The following is a 20,500-nucleotide window of genomic DNA, read 5'->3' on the forward strand; positions in this document are numbered from 1 at the left end:
ATAGCAGTGGCTTGAAAGATAAAGGGGATAAGGGGTGGTGAATCGAGTAGAACAACTGCGCCGTCAGTTAGCGCAGCGAATTTTAGTGTTGGACGGCGGCATGGGCACCATGATCCAAAGCTACCGTCTGGAAGAGAGCGACTTTCGCGGTGAGCGTTTTGCCGACTGGCAAAGCGATCTGAAAGGCAATAACGACCTGCTGGTGCTGACCAAGCCCGAGGTCATTACCGCCATTCACTACGGCTATCTGGAAGCGGGAGCCGACATCCTCGAAACCAATACCTTCAACTCCACCTCCATCGCCATGGCCGACTACCATATGGAGTCGCTGTCCGCCGAGATTAACTATCAGGCCGCCTGCCTGGCACGTGCCTGCGCAGACGAATGGACTGCGCGTACCCCAGAGCAGCCGCGCTACGTGGCCGGGGTGCTGGGGCCGACCAACCGCACCGCCTCTATTTCGCCGAACGTCAACGATCCGGCTTTTCGTAACGTTTCTTTCGACGAACTGGTGGAAGCCTACCGCGAGTCGACGCGTGCGCTGGTGGAGGGCGGTGTCGATCTGATCATGATCGAAACCATCTTCGATACCCTGAACGCCAAGGCCGCCGCCTTCGCGGTGGAAACCGAATTCGAAGCCTTGGGCGTTTCGCTGCCGATCATGATTTCCGGCACCATCACCGATGCTTCCGGCCGAACCCTGTCCGGTCAAACCACCGAAGCCTTCTATAACTCGATGCGCCACGTCAAACCGCTGAGCTTTGGCCTGAACTGTGCGCTGGGGCCGGATGAACTGCGTCAATACGTTGCCGAACTGTCGCGTATATCGGAAAGCTACGTCACTGCACACCCCAATGCCGGTTTACCTAATGCGTTCGGTGAATACGATCTGGATGCGCAAGAGATGGCGAGGCAGGTTGGGGAGTGGGCGCAAGCCGGCTTCCTGAATATCATCGGTGGCTGCTGCGGTACCACGCCGGAGCACATTGCCGCCATGGCCAAGGCCGTGGCGGGCGTGCCACCGCGCCAATTGCCGGCGATCCCGGTGGCCTGCCGTCTGGCGGGGCTGGAGCCGCTAAACATCGATGCCAAAACGTTGTTCGTCAACGTGGGTGAGCGTACCAACGTGACCGGCTCGGCACGCTTTAAGCGGCTGATCAAAGAAGAGAAATACAGCGAAGCGTTGGCGGTTGCTCGCCAGCAGGTGGAAAGCGGCGCCCAGATTATCGACATCAACATGGATGAGGGGATGCTCGACGCGGAAGCGGCGATGGTGCGTTTTCTCAACCTGATCGCCGGTGAGCCGGATATCGCCCGGGTGCCGATCATGATCGACTCCTCCAAATGGTCGGTGATCGAAAAAGGCCTGAAGTGCATTCAGGGCAAAGGCATCGTTAACTCCATCTCGATGAAAGAAGGCGAAGAGGCCTTTATTCATCATGCCAAGCTGGTGCGTCGTTACGGTGCCGCGGTGGTGGTGATGGCGTTTGACGAAGTGGGCCAGGCCGACACGCGCGAGCGCAAATTCGAGATTTGCCGCCGTGCCTATAAAATTCTGACCGAGCGCGTCGGCTTCCCGCCGGAAGACATTATTTTCGACCCGAATATTTTCGCCGTTGCTACCGGTATTGAAGAGCATAACAACTACGCCGTCGACTTTATCGAAGCCTGTGCCGACATCAAAACTCACCTGCCGCACGCGATGATTTCCGGCGGCGTGTCCAACGTGTCGTTTTCATTCCGCGGCAACGATCCTGTACGCGAAGCGATCCACGCGGTGTTCCTGTATCACGCGATCCGCAACGGCATGGACATGGGGATCGTTAACGCCGGGCAGTTGGCGATCTACGACGATCTGACGGCTGAGCTGCGCGATGCGGTGGAAGACGTGATCCTCAACCGTCGTGACGACGGGACCGAACGGCTGCTGGAACTGGCGGAGAAATACCGCGGCAGCAAAGACAATGAAGTAGCAGTGCAGCAGGCGGAATGGCGCGGCTGGCCGGTCGAAAAACGGCTGGAATACTCGCTGGTAAAAGGCATCACCGAGTTTATCGAGCTCGATACCGAAGAGGCCCGACAGAGGGCGGATCGCCCGATCGAAGTGATCGAAGGGCCACTGATGGCGGGCATGAACGTCGTCGGCGATCTGTTCGGCGAAGGCAAGATGTTCCTGCCGCAGGTGGTGAAATCCGCCCGCGTGATGAAACAGGCGGTGGCCTATCTGGAGCCGTACATTGAGGCCAGCAAGCAAAAGGGCTCAACGGCAGGCAAAATCCTGCTGGCGACGGTGAAGGGCGACGTGCACGACATTGGCAAGAATATCGTTGGCGTGGTACTGCAGTGCAACAACTATGAAATTGTCGATCTGGGCGTGATGGTGCCGACAGAGAAAATCCTGAAAACCGCGCGCGAGCAAAATGTGGATATTATCGGCCTGTCCGGACTGATCACCCCGTCGTTGGACGAGATGGTCAACGTGGCGAAAGAGATGGAGCGTCAGGGCTTTACCCTGCCGCTGCTGATCGGCGGCGCTACCACCTCCAAGGCCCATACTGCGGTGAAGATTGAGCAGAATTACAGCGGCTCAACCACCTACGTACAAAATGCCTCGCGTACCGTGGGCGTGGTGTCGGCATTGCTTTCCAGCGCTCAGCGCGACGATTTTGTGGCGCGAACCCGTAAAGAATACGAAACCGTCCGCATTCAGCACGCACGTAAGAAACCGCGAACTCCGCCGGTTGACCTGCAGAAAGCGCGCGCGAATGCCATGGTGCTGGATTGGGAAAATTATCAGCCACCGGTACCGAAGCAACTGGGCGTTTACCCGGTCGAAGCCAGTATCGAGACGCTGCGGCATTACATCGACTGGACGCCGTTCTTTATGACCTGGTCGCTGGCGGGCAAATACCCGCGCATTCTGGAAGATGAAGTGGTGGGGGAAGAAGCCAAGCGGCTGTTTGCTGACGCCAACCAGATGCTGGATATGCTGGCCGCTAACGGCAGCCTCAACCCGCGCGGCGTTTATGGCCTGTTCCCGGCTAACCGGGTCGGTGACGATGTCGAAGTTTATCGCGACGAAAATCGCGATGAGGTGCTGGTGGTCAGTCGCCATCTGCGCCAGCAGACCGAAAAAACCGACTTCCCGAACTACTGCCTGGCCGACTTCGTCGCGCCGAAAAGCAGCGGCAAGGCCGACTACTTCGGGGCTTTCGCAGTGACCGGTGGGTTGGAAGAGGATGAACTGGCGGCGGCCTATGACGCGCAGCACGATGATTACAATAAAATCATGGTGAAGGCGCTGTCCGACCGTTTGGCGGAGGCTTTCGCCGAGTACCTGCATGAACAGGTGCGCAAGGTGCACTGGGGCTTTGCCAGCGACGAGAACCTGAGTAACGAAGAGCTGAGCCGCGAAAATTACCAGGGCATTCGTCCGGCGCCGGGGTATCCGGCCTGTCCGGAGCACACCGAGAAAGCGGAGATCTGGCGACTGCTGGACGTTAATCATCATACCGGCATGGAATTGACTGAGTCCTTCGCCATGTGGCCGGGGGCGGCGGTATCCGGTTGGTACTTCAGCCACCCGCAAAGCAAATATTTCGCGGTGGCGCAGATCCAGCGCGATCAGGTTGAAGATTATGCGGCGCGCAAAGGCATGAGCGTCGGCGAGGTTGAACGCTGGTTAGCGCCTAACCTTGGTTACGACGCCGACTGATCCTCTCCTAGATGGGCGCAGCAATGCGCCCATGTCATTACAACGCTTCGACGTCAATGTGCAGCGCGTCGTATCGCCAGTATTCCAAATCGCAGTCAATCACCCGATCGTGCTGATCGCGGTTAACCCGGGTAATAAATAACGCCGGGCTGCCGTAGGTGACCTTCAGCATGGCTGCCGCTTCCTGCGACAGCAGGGTTGGCAGCATATCGAAACGTACCCGCCCGTAGCGAATGCCGTAGCGTTCGGCATACAACCCGGTCAGCGACTGGGTTAAATCTTCCTCCAGAATGCCGGCAAAGTAGGCCGGGTTGAGGTAGTGCTCGCAATACAGCACCGCGCGGCCATCGATGTAGCGCAACCGACGAATGCGATAGACCTCGCTACCGGACGGTAAAGCCAGTTTTTGGCTCAGATCTTCGCGCAGCGGCACGGTGGCGCTGTCGATCACTTCGGTATGGGCATCACGCCCTTGCTGTTGCGCCATGGCGTGGAAGTGGCTGCGCTGCAGAGGGTTGTAGATCAGCCGCGGCGGCGAGATAAACCAGCCGCGCCTCACCTGACGGTAGATCACACCCTGCGCCTCCAACTGACCGAGCGCTTCCTGCAGCGTAATACGGGTGGTGGAAAACTGTTCGCTCAGAGCACGTTCCGAAGGCAATTTGCCGTCGGCGCTGAACTCCCCCACGGCGATCCGGGCGTTCAGCGTCTGGCAGATGGTCGCCACGGTTGTCGATACTTCACTCATGCAACAGATGCCCCATTTTAGTGCGTTTATCCCCGCTAAAGGTAGACCAGCGAAGGGCTGACGAACACGCCAAATGCGATAAAACCGCTGCTTTTTTAGACTGACATATAATTATCACATTCGTCCGTTAGATTGGCTTGGTTCTTGCTGGACTAGTCCAGCCACTCCCACACTACCACCCGGAGCATCAGTTATGAAACGTTTGTGCGCTTCTGTGTTAACCAGTGCCATTGTCCTGACCAGTCAAATGAGCTGGGCAGCCGATTCCGATCTGGCGGCGCTGGAACAGGCTGCCAAGAAGGAAGGGGAAGTCAACAGCGTCGGCATGCCGGACAGCTGGGCTAACTGGAAAGATACCTGGCAGGATCTGCTGAGCAAGTACGGCCTGAAGCATGTCGATACCGACATGAGCTCGGCGCAGGAAATTGCCAAGTTTGATGCGGAAAAGAGCAATGCTACGGCGGATATTGGTGACGTGGGCGCGGCATTCGGCCCTATCGCGGTACAAAAAGGGGTGACCCAGCCGTATAAACCTTCCACCTGGGAACAGGTACCTGACTGGGCCAAAGACAAGGACGGCCACTGGGCACTGGCCTATACCGGCACCATCGCCTTCATTATCAATAAAAAACAGGTGAAAGAGATCCCCCACAGCTGGGCAGATCTGTTGAAGGGCACTTATCAGGTCACTATTGGTGACGTCGGCACCGCTTCACAGGCGGCCAGCGGCGTGCTGGCGGCAACCTACGCGATGGGCGGGAACGAAAAGAACCTGAAGCCGGGCCTGGAATTCTTCGGCAAGCTGGCCAAGGCCGGGCGCCTGAGCCTGAGCAACCCGGTGATCGCCTCGCTGGAAAAGGGCGAAGTGCAGGTGGGGGTGGTTTGGGACTTTAACGGTTTGAACTACCGCGATCAGATCGACAAAACCCGCTTTGAAGTGCTGATCCCCTCTGACGGATCTATCACTTCCGGTTACACCACCATTATCAACAAATACGCCAAACACCCGAATGCCGCCAAGCTGGCACGCGAATACATTTTCTCAGACGCAGGCCAAATCAACCTGGCGCGCGGCTATGCGCGTCCAATCCGAGCGGAACACCTGACGTTGCCAGACGATGTCAAAGCCAAGCTGCTGCCGGCCGAACAGTATAAGAATGCTCACCCGATCGCCGACCCGGCGGCCTGGGAGCAAAGTGCCAAAACGCTGCCGCGCCAGTGGCAGGAAAACGTCATTATGTTTATGCAGCAGTGAGTTAAACCATCATGAAAACTATCCTCGTGCTGCTGGACGGTCTGAACTATCAGGTGGCACACGACGCCATGGGCTATCTGCAGGCCGAATGTGCGGCAGGGCGCGGACGGTTGTATCAGTTGGAGAGCGAGTTGCCCTCGCTCTCCAGACCGCTGTACGAATGCATCCTCACCGGTGTGCCGCCGGTGGAGAGTGGCGTGGTGCATAACCAGGTGTCACGCCTCTCGCATCAGCAAAGCGTGTTTCACTACGCTCGTGCCGCGGGCTTGACTACCGCGGCAGCGGCCTATCATTGGTTCAGTGAGCTGTACAATCGTACCCCGTTCGACCCCGCGCGCGATCGCCATACCGACGATGCCGAACTGCCGATCCAGCACGGCCATTTTTATTACGACGACCGTTACCCGGATTCTCACCTGTTTGACGATGCGGAAAGCTTGCGCCGCCGTCATCAACCCGATTTCTTACTGATCCACCCGATGAACATTGACGACACCGGGCACCGCTTTGGCCTGTCATCGCCACAGTACCGCAATGCGGCGCGCAACGCCGACGGCGTACTGTCGCGCTATTTGGCCGACTGGCTGAATGCGGGTTATCAGGTGATGGTCACCGCCGATCACGGCATGAATGACGATCGCAGCCACGGCGGCGTGTTGCCGGAAGAGCGACAGGTGCCGCTGTTTGTCTTCGGTGACGCCTTCAGCCAGAGCGACGCTAATCCGCAGCAAACCGACCTGTGTGGCACCCTGTGCGAAGTGCTGCAGATACCGCACGACAAGCCGCGTTGCCGTGCGCTGTTGGCCTAAGGGTGAGCCATGAAAGCTAAGTGGATTGCCGCGCTGTGCCTACTGCCGTTTATCCTGCTGTTCGGCGCGTTTCAAATTGCGCCGCTGGTGTGGATTGCCGTCAGCAGCTTTTTCAGCCAGACCAGCGGCTGGGGGCTGGGCAACTATGTTGACGTACTGACCTCGCCGTTCTATTTGCAGGCGTTTCAGTTCTCGCTGGAGATCTCTCTTTGGTCGAGCGTTTATGGGCTGCTGATTGCGTTAGTAGGCAGTTACTCACTGCGCCGGCTCGGTCAGACGCGGTTTCATGATTTTGTGATGTCGTTTACCAACATGACCAGCAATTTCGCCGGGGTCCCCTTGGCGTTTGCCTTTGTCATTCTGCTGGGATTGAACGGCTGCCTGACGCTGCTGCTGCGCAAATATGGCCTGATGGAAAGCTTCAACCTGTATTCCAAAACCGGACTGATCGTACTTTATACCTACTTCCAGATCCCGCTGGGCGTGCTGCTGCTGTACCCGGCGTTTGACGCGCTGCGCGAGGACTGGCGCGAATCGGCATCGCTGCTTGGCGCCAGTCCGTGGCGCTACTGGCGGCATATTGGCTTGCCGGTGCTGGCGCCGGCGTTGATGGGCACCTTTGTCATCCTGCTGGCCAACGCACTGGGGGCTTATGCCACGGTGTATGCGTTGACCACTGGCAATTTCAACGTGATACCGATCCGCATATCGGCGCTGGTCGCGGGGGATATCTCCCTCGACCCTAACCTGGCCAGCGCGCTGGCCATGCTGCTGGTGGTGATGATGGCGTTTATTACTCTGATCCATCAATGGCTGTTGCGCAGGAGCTACCTCAATGCGCGCTCATAATGTTGCGGAGGGCGGCCATGTCGCGCTTTGAAACCGGCTATCACCGCGTAGTAAGCGGTCTGCTGTTGCTGATCCTGCTGTTGCCGCTGGCGGCGACGCTGATTTATGCGCTGGCCACCCAGTGGGGCGCGACTATTCTGCCGGACGGCTTTACCCTGAAATGGTTGGTGGCCTTATGGAGCGATCCCCGCTTCCTGCTGGCGCTGTGGCACTCGCTGCTGATCTGCTTTGGCACCCTGGTGCTGGCGGTGGTGGTGATTTTGCCAACGATGTTTGTGATTGCTTACTATTTTCCCAAACTGGATGCGGTAATGAACGTGCTGATCCTGCTGCCATTTGCCGTGCCGCCGGTAGTGTCGGCGGTCGGGTTGATGCAGCTGTTCGCCGCCGATCCGCTGCCGCTGCTGGGCACGCCGTGGATCCTGATCGGCTGCTATTTTTCCATTACGCTGCCGTTTATTTACCGTGCCATCAGCAACAACATGCAGGCGATCAACTTGCGCGACCTGATGGACGCCGCACATCTGCTGGGCGCCAGCACCTGGCAGGCGGCGCTGCTGGTGGTGCTGCCGAACCTGCGTAAGGGCGGGATGATTGCGGTACTGCTGTCGTTCTCTTTCCTGATTGGCGAATTCGTCTTCGCCAACCTGCTGGTGGGCAGCCAATACGAAACGCTGCAGGTTTACCTCTACAACATGCGTAACGGCAGCGGCCATTTCACCAGCGCACTGGTCATTTCTTATTTCGCCGTGGTGCTGATTGTCACCTGGTTGGCGAATTTGCTGAATAAAAATAAGGGCTAACCGCATGGCTTACCTCAATGTCACCCGCCTCAATAAACACTATGGCCAGACCCAGGTGTTTCAGGATATCGACTTCACCGCCGAGGAGGGCGAGTTTGTCACGCTGCTCGGGCCGAGCGGCTGCGGTAAATCGACGTTGCTGCGCTGTCTGGCGGGGCTTACCCCGGTCGACAGCGGACAGATCCTGCTGCAGGGCCAGGATCTGGTGCCGCTCCCCCCGCAAAAGCGCGGTATCGGCATGGTGTTCCAGAGCTATGCGTTATTCCCGAACATGACCGTTGAGGGCAACGTCGCGTTCGGGCTGAAAATGCAAAAGCTGGCGGCCGGTCAGATCCAGCAGCGGGTGCAAGAGGTGCTGGCGTTGGTGGAGCTGACTGAGCTGGCGAAACGCTATCCGCATCAGCTGTCCGGTGGACAGTGCCAACGGGTGGCGCTGGCACGTTCGCTGGTGACCCGTCCGCGGCTGCTGTTGCTCGACGAGCCCCTTTCGGCACTGGACGCGCGTATTCGTAAGCACCTGCGCGAACAGATCCGTCGGATCCAGCGCGAACTGAACCTGACGGCCATCTTCGTTACCCACGATCAGGAAGAGGCGCTGACGCTGTCGGATCGCATTGTCTTGATGAACAAAGGACAAATCGTACAAAGCGGTGACGCGGAAACTCTGTATACCCAGCCGGCCGACGTCTTCGCCGCCGGGTTCATCGGCAACTACAACCTGTTGAGTGCGGAACAGGCGACGACTTTGACCGGCAGCCCTTACCACGGTAAGGTAGCTGTTCGACCAGAGTCCATTACCCTGGTGCCTGCCGGGCAGGGGATTGCCGCGGTGATCCTTAACCACAGCCTGTTGGGCAACGTGGTGCGCTATCGGGTACGGGCCCGCGGTGTGGAGCTGCTGGTCGACGTGCTCAACCGTTCGGTCGAAGATTTGCGGCCCGACGGCAGTGAAATTGGACTACACTTAGAAACTGTTACATTACGGGAAGTTGCATGACATCGCTGCGGCATTCAATGATAACTCCAGGGTAATTCCTGCCGTTGCGTTAACCCTCCAATAGCGGTCTGCAGCCTGTTGCCGCTGTCCTGCCTTTATGCACGCCTGGCAGGCAGGATAGCCTGCTGTGTCTTGCCGGGCGTGAAGGGAGCGTTCCTTCCGTGTTGACCCTTCTTCACCTGCTTTCTTCCGTTGCCCTTTTGGTGTGGGGTACCCACATCGTGCGCACCGGAATTATGCGGGTTTACGGCGCTAATTTGCGCCGGGTATTGAGCGACAGCGTAGAGAAAAAACCGCTGGCGTTCGTCTCCGGTATCGGCGTGACCGCGCTGGTGCAAAGCAGTAACGCCACGGCGTTGCTGGTGACCTCTTTCGTCGCGCAAGGGCTGGTGGGACTGACGCCCGCACTGGTGATCATGCTCGGCGCCGATGTCGGTACCGCGCTGATGGCGCGAATACTGACCTTTGACCTCTCCTGGCTGTCACCGCTGCTGATCCTGGTCGGCGTCTTTCTGTTTCTCAGCCGCAAGCAAACCCGTGTAGGGCAAATGGGGCGCGTGTGTATCGGCCTCGGGCTGATCGTACTAGCGCTGGAGCTGATTGTTGCCGCCGCGACGCCAATCACCCAGGCGGCGGGTGTGAAAGTGTTGTTCTCGTCACTGACCGGTGATGTGATGCTGGATGCCCTGACCGGTGCGCTGTTCGCCATTGTCAGCTATTCCAGCCTGGCGGCCGTACTGTTGACTGCCACTCTGACGGCCTCCGGGGTGATCTCGCTGAAGGTGGCGCTGTGCCTGGTGATCGGTGCCAATCTTGGCAGCGGTCTGTTGGCGATGATCAACACCAGCGGCCAGAATGCCGCCGGTCGTCGGGTGGCGCTCGGCAGCCTGTTGTTCAAGCTGATGGGTTGTGTGCTGGTGCTGCCGTTTGTCTCTTATCTGGCGGACGTGATGACTCGGTTGCCTGGCGGCAACGAAGAGTTGGTTATCTACTTCCACGTGTTCTACAACCTGATCCGTTGCCTGGTGCTGATCCCGTTGGCCGGGCCGATGGCGCGCCTGTGTGAAACGCTGATTGCCGACGTGGCGGCGGACGATCCCCGATTGCGACCGCGGCACCTTGATGCCAGTGCACTGGATACCCCGACGCTGGCATTGGCCAACGCGGCACGTGAAACCCTGCGTATGGGCGACGTGGTGGAGCACATGATGATTCTGCAGCGCGAAGTGCTGCACGGTAAGCAGGGGCAGGATAAAGAGGTTCGCCGGCTGGATGATGACGTCGACGTGCTTTATACCGCCATCAAGCTGTATCTGGCGCAGATCCAGAAAGAGGATTTAGGCGAGGAAGACTCTCGGCGCTGGGCGGAAATCATCGAGATGGCGCTGAATCTGGAACAGGCGGGTGACATTATCGAGCGCATGGCCGGGGACGTGGGGGCGAAATCACACGCGGCGCGGCGAGCATTCTCCACCGAAGGGCTGGCCGAACTGGATGCGTTGCATGAGCGGCTGATAGGCAATCTGCGTCTGGGACTGTCGGTGTTCTTGTCCGGTGACCTTACCAGCGCCAAACGGCTGCGGCGCTCCAAGCATCGGTTCCGGATTTTGGATCGTCGTTACGCCCATGCGCACGTTGATCGCTTGCATCAGCAGAACGTTCAAAGTATTGAAACCAGCTCGCTGCACCTGGGGCTGTTGGGGGATATGAAACGCCTGAACTCACTGTTCTGTGCGGTGGCATATAACGTGCTGGATCAAGATGAAAAGGATGATGAGCGCGAGTGGGAGGATACGCCCAGCACGCTGTAAGTCATGCCCCCGGCGTGGCCGGGGGCAGTACCTCAATTATTTACCCGAAAAGACCCCCGCTTTGGCATCGGCGGCCTGGTTATTGATATAACCGCCGACCGGTGTCTCCAGGTTCACCACGCTTTTACCGGCGATGCCCAGCAGTGCGCCTGCCGAGGCAGCGGCATCGAGATGACCGCCACCCTGATAGCGGTTGCCGGCCACGTCCTGCTGTTCCAGTTTACCGTTACCCAGCGTCACTTCACCTTGCTGGCTGCGGATCTCGCCGCCAGTGAGACGAGTGGTGCCCTGAACGTTGAGCGCAACGTCATTTTTCCCATTGATGGCCGACTGCACGCCTACCGCATCGTTATTGACTACGTCGGCCTTGACCTTGAACTGGCCTTGCAGCCCGGCAGGACCGGTCAGGCTCTCTTTGGATTTGTTGCCCAGGAAGCGAGCGCCGCGATCCCACAGTGGCCCCTTTTCTTTTTCGCCGACCAGCGTTTCCGGCAGGGTGACCTTACCCTCGGCCTTGCTGAAGCTGACCGCGCCGGTGGTGTCCTGCTTCGGATCGAGGCGACGAGCTACGCTGTTGTACTTGTCGGTGGTGGCGTCAGCGACCTTGTTGATGCCGCCCTCCAGCTTCTCCTTCACCTTACCCGCGTAGTGCGGGGTACCCACTTTCGACAGTTTGCTGGTTATGCTGCTGGCCGGGTCGTTGGTGTGGCTCAGACCGACATCCACATCGACCTTCACGCTGCTTTCGCTGTCTTTGCGACTTTCGACGCGCAGATCGCCACCGATGTTGCCTTGCACGCTGTCGGCATCGATTCGGGCGCCGGCCAACTGGGTGTCTTTACCACTGTTGATCGTGACTTCTCCTGCGCTAATCAGGCTGTTGCCCTGAGTGGTTTTTTGCAGGTTATCGACACCGACTTTCACACCGGCGCCCAGGGTATGGGTGTCGCTGCCGCTGGTGGTATCCACCTTGCCGTTGGCGTCCTTATTGAAGGATTGGCCGCCTTTGGCGTTAGCCTTCAGCCCCAGGTTCCAGTTGTTTTTCTGCTCCTGGTTTTGCACCGACTCCAGCACCACGCCGCCGTTCTCGGCGTTCAGGCCAACGCTGCTGCCCTTGACCTCGGTTCCCTGCAGATGCAGGGCATGCGCGTCGTTGCCTTTGGCGGTAATGGTCACTGCGCCGCCGCTGGTGATTTTGCCACCTTGCTGGGTCGTCGAGGTCTCATCTACCTTGGCAATGTCAAACGCGCCGCCGAGAGAAAGGCCGCCCGCGCTCTTTTTGTCGTTATCGGTGCTGTTGCCGCCGATATCGATATTGCCGGAGAGCGTATCGTCCTTGCGGGTCTGCTGCGATTGGGCTGCCTGTAGCGCGACCTTGTCTCCCGCTTTCAGCGAAACGTCGCCCTGGCTGGTGACATTACTGCCTTGCAGCGTCAGCCCACGGCCGGCATCCAGTTCTACGCCCTGTTTGCCGCCGATGTTGCTGACTTGCGCGCTGCTGCCGTCACTCTTCCCGTTGCTGTAGCCGCCACCCAGCCCAAGGCCGAAGCTTTTGGTTTCCGGTGTGGTGCCGCCTTTGGCCGACACTTTGACATTGAAGCCGTTGTGGCTTTCATGGCTGGTATCGGTGGCCTGGTCGAAACGGATGTTGCCGTCTTCCGCTTTTACCTTCGCCTTGCCGTCGCCGGCCTCCAACGAAGTACCCTGATACACCGCGTCTTGTTTGACCTTGATGTCGATGCCATTGGCGGCGGTGATGCTACCTGTCACGGCCTGGCTGCCGGTGCTTTCGCTGTGCTTATTGCCGCCTTCGCCTTTGGCATCGACGGTCAGATCGCTGCCGGTGGTGGTATAAACGCGCACGCTGGCGCCGCCGCGGGTTTCGCTGCTGCTTTCCTGCTGGCTGTTTTTCGCCGCTTCACTGTGGTGGCTATCGGCTGTCAGCGCTACGCTCCCTTGAGTCGCCTGATACTGAGTACCTGTATCCTGCAATTTTCCGCTGGCTTTTACGTCGATGGATCCGGCGGTAATCTTGCTGACTACGGCTTGGGAGCTGCTATTGCTCTTTTCGCTGCTGCCGCCATTGGCGCCAATATCCAGCCCGATATTCGGTGCGCCGATGCCGCCGATCTCGTTAATCACGCCGTTGGCGTCCAGCTTGGCGACTTTCCCTACCGCACGTTCTACCGGGCGGGTGACGGCGCTGTAATCGACGTTGGCACCGATGTCTACGCCGACGTCGGTTTTAGTGGTGTTGCTGCTTTCGCTGTTGACGGCGGCCAGGTGATCAACGCTGTTGGCATTCTCCTGATATTTGCCGCCAACCTGGTGCTGCGCACCTTGCTGGGTCAGTTTGTCTTTGGCATTAATCGTCAGGTTGCCCGCGATATCGCTGCCGGAAGTCACCGCCTTGCTGCTTTGTGAGTGCGTCTTGCTGTTCTCGTAACCGCCTTCGATGCCGGAGCCAACTTTATCTATGCCGCCGGTGTAGTAGACTCCGCCGCCGATTTTAGTTTTTTCGGTATCGCTGGTGGTCTTGTTGTCGGCTGCCAGGAAGGCCACGTTGTCGCCGCTGATGCTGGCGTCACCCTGGGTGGTCACCAGTTTGGATCCGCTGAAGGTCACGTCCTTGTCTGCTTTCAGCGCGACGCTGCCGCCGCTCAGCGTTGATGACTGTTGTTCGCTGCGGGTGGTTTTCTCGCTGTCGCTGGTATGCTCAATACGTAAACCGGCACGGTATTGCTTGTCGCTTTTCTCGTTGGCATAGGCGTTGATGGCAAGGGCAGTTTTTTGCTCATCAATGTGCTGCTGCTGTTCTCCGCTGCTGACATTGATATTACCGCCGGCATTGACTTCCAGCTTACCGGTGCTGGTCACCTTGCTGCCCACCACGTCGGTATCCTTTTTGCTGACCAACTGCAGGTTGGTATCGGAAACCAATTCGCTGGCGGTGGACTGTTGGTGGCTGTTATTGGACTTTTGCGAGCTGCTGGTGATATTGAAGACGGTGCCGGTACGGGCATCCACCTTGTCAACCGTAGTGCTGAGGGCGTTATCTATGCGCAGACCGCCGTCGGTGGCGGCGACAAAACCGCCTTTGGCGCCCTTCACGGTGCTGCCGGTAATGGTCACGCCCTGTTTGCCGTTCAGCCACAGGGTGCCGTCGGCCGTCACCTGAGAAGCGTTGCTGATTTCGCGACGGTTGCTGTTGTCCTGGTTGTTGCCGCCGCCGATACCGCCCCATGAGGTTTTATTGTCGCGAACGGTTTTCTCATTGGCGGTTTTTTGTACGCCGATATTGATTTGGTCGTTGGCATCCACCTTGAGGTCGCCTGACGCGTACACTTTGGTTCCCTGGCCTACGACGCGATTACCGGCTTTTATCGCCAAATCACCGCCGGAGAAGACGCTGCTGGACTTCAGGCTTTCGGTTTCATTGCTGTTGCTCCAGCTGCCGGTACGCAGGCTGGAGGTATGGTTGCGCTGATTACCGCGCTCGCTGGTTTTTTCTCGCTCGATCAATCCGCTGAGCTGCACGTCGCGCTTGGCGTCGATGTTCAATGCATTGCCCGCCGAAACCTTGGCGCCACGCAGCGTCACATCCTGCTCGGTGGCGATCAGCGTGGCATTTTTCGTGGCCTCAATGTTGCTGGTGGCCTGTTGAAGCTGCTCATTCTCACGGGTGACGTTGTATTTCCAACTGTAGAACCACTGCTCATCGGTGTGGCCCTGAGTCTGCTTCAGTTGCCGACCGTCGAGCGTCAGGCTGGCGCCTTGCAGCGTGATCTCTTCGCCACGAACGTCGGTGGCGGTCAGGTGGTTGCTGTTATCGGCCACCAGGCTGATATTTTTGCCTTTCAGCTCGGTGCGGGCCAGTTGCTGACCGGTGCTGCGGTCGTTGATGTAGATCCCGCCGCGGTAGTTTTGGTAATTCTCGCCGCTATTGCGGTTGCTGCTGCTGTCGTTGACCTGGCTGTCGGTGCGGATGTTGTAAGCTTTCACCCGGATTTCATCACTGCCATCCAGCTTGCCCGCCAGCTTTACGCCGCTGCCGGTGACGGTATGGATGATATTAATGCGCCCTGCCTGCATGCTGCCAAGATAGTAGCTGTCCGTGGTGCCTAATAACTGGTCCCAGACTGTGAGCTCAGGTTGTTCGCTGCTGAGCACCTGTGCATCGCGCGATACGCGGTTGTTGCCGCTGATGGCGTTGATCGCCGAGATCATTTTATCGCTTTTTTTATCGTACAGCGGTGCGACGATGACCTCGCCGCGGCTGTTGATTCTCGGCGCGATCAAATCCAGCACGCCGCTGGCGTTCAGCCGGCCATCAAGGCTCAGGGTGTTGCGATTGCCCAACGTGCTGTAGCCCTGCAGCATGCCGTTTTCCACCAGGGGGTTACCCACCACCAGCGACGAGCGGCTGGTATTGATAAAGCCGCAGCCGTCGCAACTGATGCCGTTCGGGTTAGCCAGCACGTAGTCGGCCGCCATGCCGAAGATTTCTTGCTGTCCGTGCAACAGCGACGGGTTGCGGCTGATCACTTCATTGAGGATCACGCTGGCCGCCTGGTTGTTCAGGTTCGGGTTGGCAGCCAGTTGGCCGGCCAACTGAGACCGCCCGGCATCGAGCGAGTTATTCAGCACCGCGCCGGGTTGGTTGACGTTGAAATCCTGATACTGGTTATGTGACAGCCCGTGGTCGTTAGGCGTCACGATATTGACCACCTGCGCGCCGTTACCGGCAGTTGAAACACCGGGCCCGTTAGCGCCGTTGGCCGCTACGATCTCGCCGGCGTACGCGTTGCCGAGGGAGGCGAGAATGATCGCCAGTGAAGCGGCTAACTTGCCCGCTCCCGAGAGCCTGAAGTTATTATTTTTCATCCATGTATCTCCATATATCGCTGTGGTAGTGCAAAAAAACGCAAACTAAAAGGTGTACGAAAAGCGTGCCAGTACCTGTATCGGATCGTCGGGCATTGAGTGGCTGGACAGTAGCCAACCGCGGCTGGCTTCAACGTCGAACATAGCGCGTTGGTAACGCAGGGTGACACCGGCGCTCAACCCCGCGCTGCTTTGCCAACCGGAAGGTCGGTTATCGCGAGGCAGCACCCGGCCGACGTCGCCGCCGATACGTGGAGTGAGGCTGCTCTGGCCCAGGGTGAAGCTGCGGGAAAGGGTGTTTTGCAGATACCAGCCGTTATCACCGGACAGCGTGCTGCGGCTGAAACCCCGGATCGCGCTGCGGTCCGTCAAGCTGAGCCATTCCACGCCAGGCAGGCGATCGCGGCTGTATTGCCCGTACAGCAAGTTGCTCAACTGGTAAGTGGCACCGGCAAGCTGGAGGCGTTGGTTGAGGTTGACGAACAGCTTGCCCTTGGTGAATTGGGGATCGGGCAGCCCGGCCCCCTTTTGACGGTCGGCGCCAAACCAGGGCAACCCTTGCTCCACGCTGAGGTTGGCGCTGATCAGCCCGGTAGGCAGGATCTGCAGATGGTTAACGCCCAGCTCAAACAAGCTGAGCGTTGGGCTGCCGAGGCCAATACGTACGGTTTCGAAATAGTTAGTGATGCGCTTATGGGTCAGTTGCCCGTTCAGGGTATTGATCTGGTCGCGATCGCGATAAAACACATAGTCGCCGCGCAGACCGTACTGTTGGGTCTGGCCGTGCAGTTTGTAGCTGTTGAACACCAACTGCTGGTGGTTCAGGTATTGCGAGTAGCTGGCAAAGCCGCTGAAGGTGAAAGCGCCATAGGGCAGGGAATAGAGCAGGGTATAGGCGCGATTATAGCGTTGCGCCGGGTTGTCCAGCGTGCCGGCAACGTTCAGGCTGGCGAAGTCCGACAGGCCGAAAGGGCTGTCCAGCGTTGCCGTGCTGCGTGCCAGCCACTGGCCGGTATTCTTCTGGCCGTAATTATCCACAGTGGCGGACAGCAACCAGGGTTTAGTATGTTGATTATGCAGCCGAATAATGGAGGCGCCCACTTTGCTGCCCGGCAATATATCCAATCGGGTTTTATTCGATTGCAAACGATTGGCCTGATCTAATCCCTGATCGAGCTGGGTTAATTTTAATGGCTGACCTTCCAATCCAGGGAATAATAATTGGCTGTTAACCCAACGATCGCCCCCCTCTATTTTTTCGATAAATCCTTCTGTGACACGCAGGCCTAATTCACCCTCGGCATTGGGGCGAATAAATTGCACGCGTGTGGTGATATAACCTTTATCCAGGTATAAGCGGGTCAATTCACGCGTCAGGCGATTGATGTCGTTGCTGCTGATGCAGTGCTCTGGCAGTGCACTCAGCGTTGCCAAATCTTTCGCCGACAGCAGCGTTATCCCCTGCAGATACACGCCGCCGATCGGCAGGCATTGAGCCGAAAGTGGCAGTGCCGGTGCAGCGGGTTCGGGGTCTTCCAGCAACTGTTGCTGTTTAAGCTGCTGGTAGCGCCGCTGCTCTATTTGTTGATTCACTTCACGCGTACCGTCTTGCAAAGCGCGACGCGATTCGCTCATCGGTGAGAACCCCCCCATTTCCGGCAGGGTGGCGGCGGGGAGTGCGGTGCTAAACAGCAGCGCCAGGGCGGCGGTTTTTCTGATCATTGTAATCCATTATGAGAAGCCGCTGGGGCGGCCTGCTCAATCCATGAGGTCAATAAACGGACGGCCAACGGCCGGCCCGGAATCGCGAGCGACAATCACATTGCGGGGTTCTTATTCGCCAGTGGAAAATAAGAAGGTGGGTTTTATTTTTCTAAATAATAATTAGGCTGCTTGTTTATATTTTTAATAATTACCCTTCAATTACTCATAATGAGGTAATTAAAAAAGTAAATTAATTGGACTTTTCCGCTCTCGTCGTTATAGGCGGTTATCGGCAGCTCTGGGAAAAATCTGAATTTTTATTTTGTGCGGGGATAATAGAGGATGGGGATAATTCTGACAATCCGACCAGTGGGAAATACGAAATTTCGTAGGAGAGTCCGGGGCGCAAATGTGAACTGCACCCCGAGGTGAAATTATTTTTTAGTGATTGGTCGGCCGGACCAGTAACCCGCCAACAGGGATCCGGACAGGTTATGCCACACTGAGAACAGGGCACCCGGCAACGCGGCCAGCGGTGAGAAGTAGATTTTACCCAGCGTCGCGGCCAGCCCGGAGTTCTGCATGCCGACTTCAATTGCCAGCGTACGGCAGGTCGATTCGTCGAAGCCGAACAGCTTGCCGCCCCAGTAACCACTCAGCAACCCGATGCCGTTGTGCAGGATCACCGCCACGATCACCACCAGCCCGACCGAGGCGATATGGCTCTGGCTGCCGGCAACCACGGCGCTGATGATCGCCAAAATGCAGATCATCGACAACGCCGGCAGGATCGGCTCAATGCGTTTGACGGTTTTGGTAAAGGTGTGATGGACGATCAAACCCAGACCAATAGGGATCACCACGATCTGCAGAATGCTCAGCAACATCCCCATGACGTCGACGCTGATCTCGGTATCGACGTACAGGCGGGTCAGCAGCGGCGTCGCGAAGACGCCCACCAGCGTGGAGACTGCTGAAATGGTCACTGACAGCGCCACATCCCCTTTGGCCAGATAGATCATGACGTTGGACGCGGTACCGCTGGCAACGCTGCCAACCAGCACCATGCCGGCGGAAAGATCCGGGGGCATATGGAACAGCATTGCCAGCAGCCAGGCCGCCAGCGGCATGATCAGGTAATGCAAAAAGATCCCCGCGGCAACCGGGCCCGGGCGGGACAGTACGCGTTTAAAGTCATCGAGCCGCAGCGTGACGCCCATGGCGAACATGATCAGCATCAGCAGCGGGCTGACGTAGGGGCCGATCCCGGTAAAGGTGGTGGGCGTGCTGTAGGCGGCGACGGCGAGCAGTACCGCCCACAGAGGGAATAATCGGGTAAATTTTGCCAGCATGAGTGAGGTTTTCCTTAGCCAAATAACAACGATGGGGTGGTGTTGTGTTTTTTGCGGGTTCGGTGAACTGAACCCCTACGGTTATGGACTGCTTTTTTAGAGGTAGAGGCGCGGCGTGCCGCGCCTGCAAAGGTGACGGTAGCTTATTCGAACAGGTTGTGGTGCAGGGTGCGAACGACTTGTTCGGCGTCATCGCCCGGTACCAGGAAGCACAGGTTGTAGCTGCTGGCGCCGTAACAGATCATGCGGATATTGAACGGGTCGAGCACGCCGAACACTTCTTTGCCCACGCCGCAGGCCTGGGAAAGCTTGTTGCCGATCAAGGCGACCAACGCCAGGTTTTCTTCCACTTCTACCCGGCACAGTGACGACAGTTCGGTCAGCAATGAAGTGGTCAGCAGGCTGCCGCCGGTGGAGGTTGAACCCGTGGTATCCATGGTCAGCGCTACGCTAACTTCGGAGGTCGTGATCAAGTCCACCGAGATATTGTGGCGCGCCAAAATGCTGAACACCTCGGCCAGGAAACCGCGTGCGTGCAGCATGTTGAGGCTGTGCAGCGTCAGCAGGGTTTGTTTGCGGCGCAGCGCCAGCGCACGGAATAGCGGTGGGTTCTCGGTGGTGTTGCACACCAGAGTACCACCGGCGGACGGATCTTTGCTGGAGCCGACGAACACCGGGATATCGCTGCGAACGGCCGGTAACAGGGTGGCCGGGTGCAAGACTTTTGCGCCAAAGGTGGCCATTTCAGCGGCTTCTTCGAAGGCGATTTTATCGATGCGTTTTGCCGCCGGAACCACGCGTGGGTCGGTGGTGTAGATGCCCGGCACGTCGGTCCAGATATCGACCCGGCTGACGCTCAGTGCTTCACCCAGCAGGGCGGCGGTGTAATCGCTGCCGCCGCGACCCAGCGTGGTGGTGCGGCCTTTCGGCTCGCTGCCGATAAAGCCCTGGGTAACCACCAGGGCTTCCTGCAGGCGTGGCTTGAGCAGCGACTGGGCCAGTTGGTTCAGCGCTACGCTGTCCGGCGTTGCGCGACCGAAATGATCGTCGGTGTGCATCACTTTACGTACGTCAAACCACTCCGCCTGCACATCACGACTGCGCAGGATCTCAACGAACAGCAGGGTAGACATCAGTTCGCCGTGGCTGACCAGTTCGTCGGTCAGCGCCGTGGAGGTGGCCAAGGAGGCTGCTTCGGACAGCATGGCAATATTTTCCAGCATGCGGTCGATTTCGTCGCGCACTACCGCCGGATTATCGAGGCGATCGAGAATGGCGTATTGAATGCGGCGGATTTCGTCGAGCTGATAGTGACGCTTGTCGGCGTCGCTGCCTTCGGCCAGAGCCACCAGCAGGTTGGTGACGCCCGCAGAAGCGGACAATACCACCAGACGTACGTTCGGATTGGCGAGAACGACGTCGGCGCTGCGGTTCATGGCTTCATAGTCGGCAACGCTGGTGCCGCCGAATTTGGCGACAACGGTGGCATTCTGGGGTGCTGCTTGGTTCATGTAAAAACCTCGTGTCAGGGTGGCCCTCTTCAGAGAGCACTTTTTTCATAGCCTTGGCACAA

At 58.2% G+C, this 20,500-nt stretch carries 12 protein-coding genes; 7 read left to right on the top strand and 5 right to left on the bottom strand.

Going from position 1 to position 20,500, the window contains the following annotated elements; all coding sequences use genetic code 11:
- The first annotated feature begins 34 nt into the window (after positions 1 to 34).
- Positions 35 to 3,715, top strand: coding sequence for a methionine synthase (gene metH, locus AC1RKG_RS11140; protein ID WP_493183039.1), 3,681 nt, complete (start codon positions 35 to 37; stop codon positions 3,713 to 3,715).
- Positions 3,716 to 3,752: 37 nt separating this feature from the next.
- On the opposite strand, the gene AC1RKG_RS11145 is transcribed toward metH, so the two are convergent.
- Positions 3,753 to 4,463, bottom strand: coding sequence for a UTRA domain-containing protein (locus tag AC1RKG_RS11145; RefSeq protein ID WP_046372510.1), 711 nt, complete (start codon positions 4,461 to 4,463; stop codon positions 3,753 to 3,755).
- A 193-nt stretch (positions 4,464 to 4,656) separates the two neighbouring features.
- Between AC1RKG_RS11145 and AC1RKG_RS11150 the strand changes: the two genes are divergently transcribed.
- The 6 genes from AC1RKG_RS11150 to AC1RKG_RS11175 all read left to right on the top strand — a co-directional run bounded on the left by AC1RKG_RS11150 (position 4,657) and on the right by AC1RKG_RS11175 (position 10,987).
- A complete protein-coding gene (locus tag AC1RKG_RS11150) occupies positions 4,657 to 5,718 on the top strand; it encodes an ABC transporter substrate-binding protein (protein ID WP_020837196.1) in 1,062 nt (353 codons plus the stop codon).
- A gap of 11 nt (positions 5,719 to 5,729) precedes the next feature.
- Positions 5,730 to 6,527 (top strand): alkaline phosphatase family protein, encoded by a 798-nt coding sequence (locus tag AC1RKG_RS11155; RefSeq protein WP_020837195.1) that lies wholly within the window; start codon positions 5,730 to 5,732, stop codon positions 6,525 to 6,527.
- Positions 6,528 to 6,536: 9 nt separating this feature from the next.
- Positions 6,537 to 7,376, top strand: coding sequence for an ABC transporter permease (locus tag AC1RKG_RS11160; protein ID WP_020837194.1), 840 nt, complete (start codon positions 6,537 to 6,539; stop codon positions 7,374 to 7,376).
- Positions 7,377 to 7,393: 17 nt separating this feature from the next.
- Entirely contained in the window at positions 7,394 to 8,179 is a 786-nt protein-coding gene (locus AC1RKG_RS11165) for an ABC transporter permease (RefSeq protein WP_020837193.1), read from the top strand.
- A gap of 4 nt (positions 8,180 to 8,183) precedes the next feature.
- Positions 8,184 to 9,176, top strand: a complete 993-nt coding sequence (locus AC1RKG_RS11170) for an ABC transporter ATP-binding protein (RefSeq protein ID WP_046372511.1) — start codon at positions 8,184 to 8,186, stop codon at positions 9,174 to 9,176.
- A gap of 161 nt (positions 9,177 to 9,337) precedes the next feature.
- Positions 9,338 to 10,987, top strand: coding sequence for a Na/Pi cotransporter family protein (locus AC1RKG_RS11175; protein ID WP_041415041.1), 1,650 nt, complete (start codon positions 9,338 to 9,340; stop codon positions 10,985 to 10,987).
- A 36-nt stretch (positions 10,988 to 11,023) separates the two neighbouring features.
- Here the strand turns inward: AC1RKG_RS11175 and AC1RKG_RS11180 are convergent, their stop codons facing one another.
- The 4 genes from AC1RKG_RS11180 to lysC form a co-directional block, all read right to left on the bottom strand.
- Complete coding sequence (locus AC1RKG_RS11180; RefSeq protein ID WP_493183042.1) at positions 11,024 to 15,871, bottom strand: hemagglutinin repeat-containing protein; 4,848 nt, start codon at positions 15,869 to 15,871, stop codon at positions 11,024 to 11,026.
- 45 nt (positions 15,872 to 15,916) lie between these two features.
- The gene (locus AC1RKG_RS11185) at positions 15,917 to 17,593 is read right to left on the bottom strand and encodes a ShlB/FhaC/HecB family hemolysin secretion/activation protein (protein ID WP_493183044.1); all 1,677 of its coding nucleotides are present in this window, start codon (positions 17,591 to 17,593) and stop codon (positions 15,917 to 15,919) included.
- A 416-nt stretch (positions 17,594 to 18,009) separates the two neighbouring features.
- Positions 18,010 to 18,927 carry a ketopantoate/pantoate/pantothenate transporter PanS gene (gene panS / locus AC1RKG_RS11190; RefSeq protein ID WP_020837188.1) on the bottom strand — a complete coding sequence of 306 codons (918 nt, stop codon included), beginning with the start codon at positions 18,925 to 18,927 and terminating at the stop codon, positions 18,010 to 18,012.
- A gap of 143 nt (positions 18,928 to 19,070) precedes the next feature.
- A complete protein-coding gene (gene lysC, locus AC1RKG_RS11195; protein ID WP_020837187.1) occupies positions 19,071 to 20,438 on the bottom strand; it encodes a lysine-sensitive aspartokinase 3 in 1,368 nt (455 codons plus the stop codon).
- Positions 20,439 to 20,500 lie beyond the last annotated feature (62 nt).

This window comes from Serratia sp. GW822-FHT06D09, from assembly GCF_058799515.1.

Bases quoted from the DNA above. Each gene is read 5' to 3' on its own strand.
- AC1RKG_RS11150 (WP_020837196.1), top strand. From the start codon at position 4,657: ATGAAACGTTTGTGCGCTTCTGTGTTAACCAGTGCCATTGTCCTGACC.
- AC1RKG_RS11180 (WP_493183042.1), bottom strand. From the start codon at position 15,871: ATGAAAAATAATAACTTCAGGCTCTCGGGAGCGGGCAAGTTAGCCGCT.
- AC1RKG_RS11170 (WP_046372511.1), top strand. From the start codon at position 8,184: ATGGCTTACCTCAATGTCACCCGCCTCAATAAACACTATGGCCAGACC.
- AC1RKG_RS11145 (WP_046372510.1), bottom strand. From the start codon at position 4,463: ATGAGTGAAGTATCGACAACCGTGGCGACCATCTGCCAGACGCTGAAC.
- AC1RKG_RS11155 (WP_020837195.1), top strand. From the start codon at position 5,730: ATGAAAACTATCCTCGTGCTGCTGGACGGTCTGAACTATCAGGTGGCA.
- AC1RKG_RS11165 (WP_020837193.1), top strand. From the start codon at position 7,394: ATGTCGCGCTTTGAAACCGGCTATCACCGCGTAGTAAGCGGTCTGCTG.
- AC1RKG_RS11160 (WP_020837194.1), top strand. From the start codon at position 6,537: ATGAAAGCTAAGTGGATTGCCGCGCTGTGCCTACTGCCGTTTATCCTG.
- AC1RKG_RS11185 (WP_493183044.1), bottom strand. From the start codon at position 17,593: ATGATCAGAAAAACCGCCGCCCTGGCGCTGCTGTTTAGCACCGCACTC.
- panS (WP_020837188.1), bottom strand. From the start codon at position 18,927: ATGCTGGCAAAATTTACCCGATTATTCCCTCTGTGGGCGGTACTGCTC.
- lysC (WP_020837187.1), bottom strand. From the start codon at position 20,438: ATGAACCAAGCAGCACCCCAGAATGCCACCGTTGTCGCCAAATTCGGC.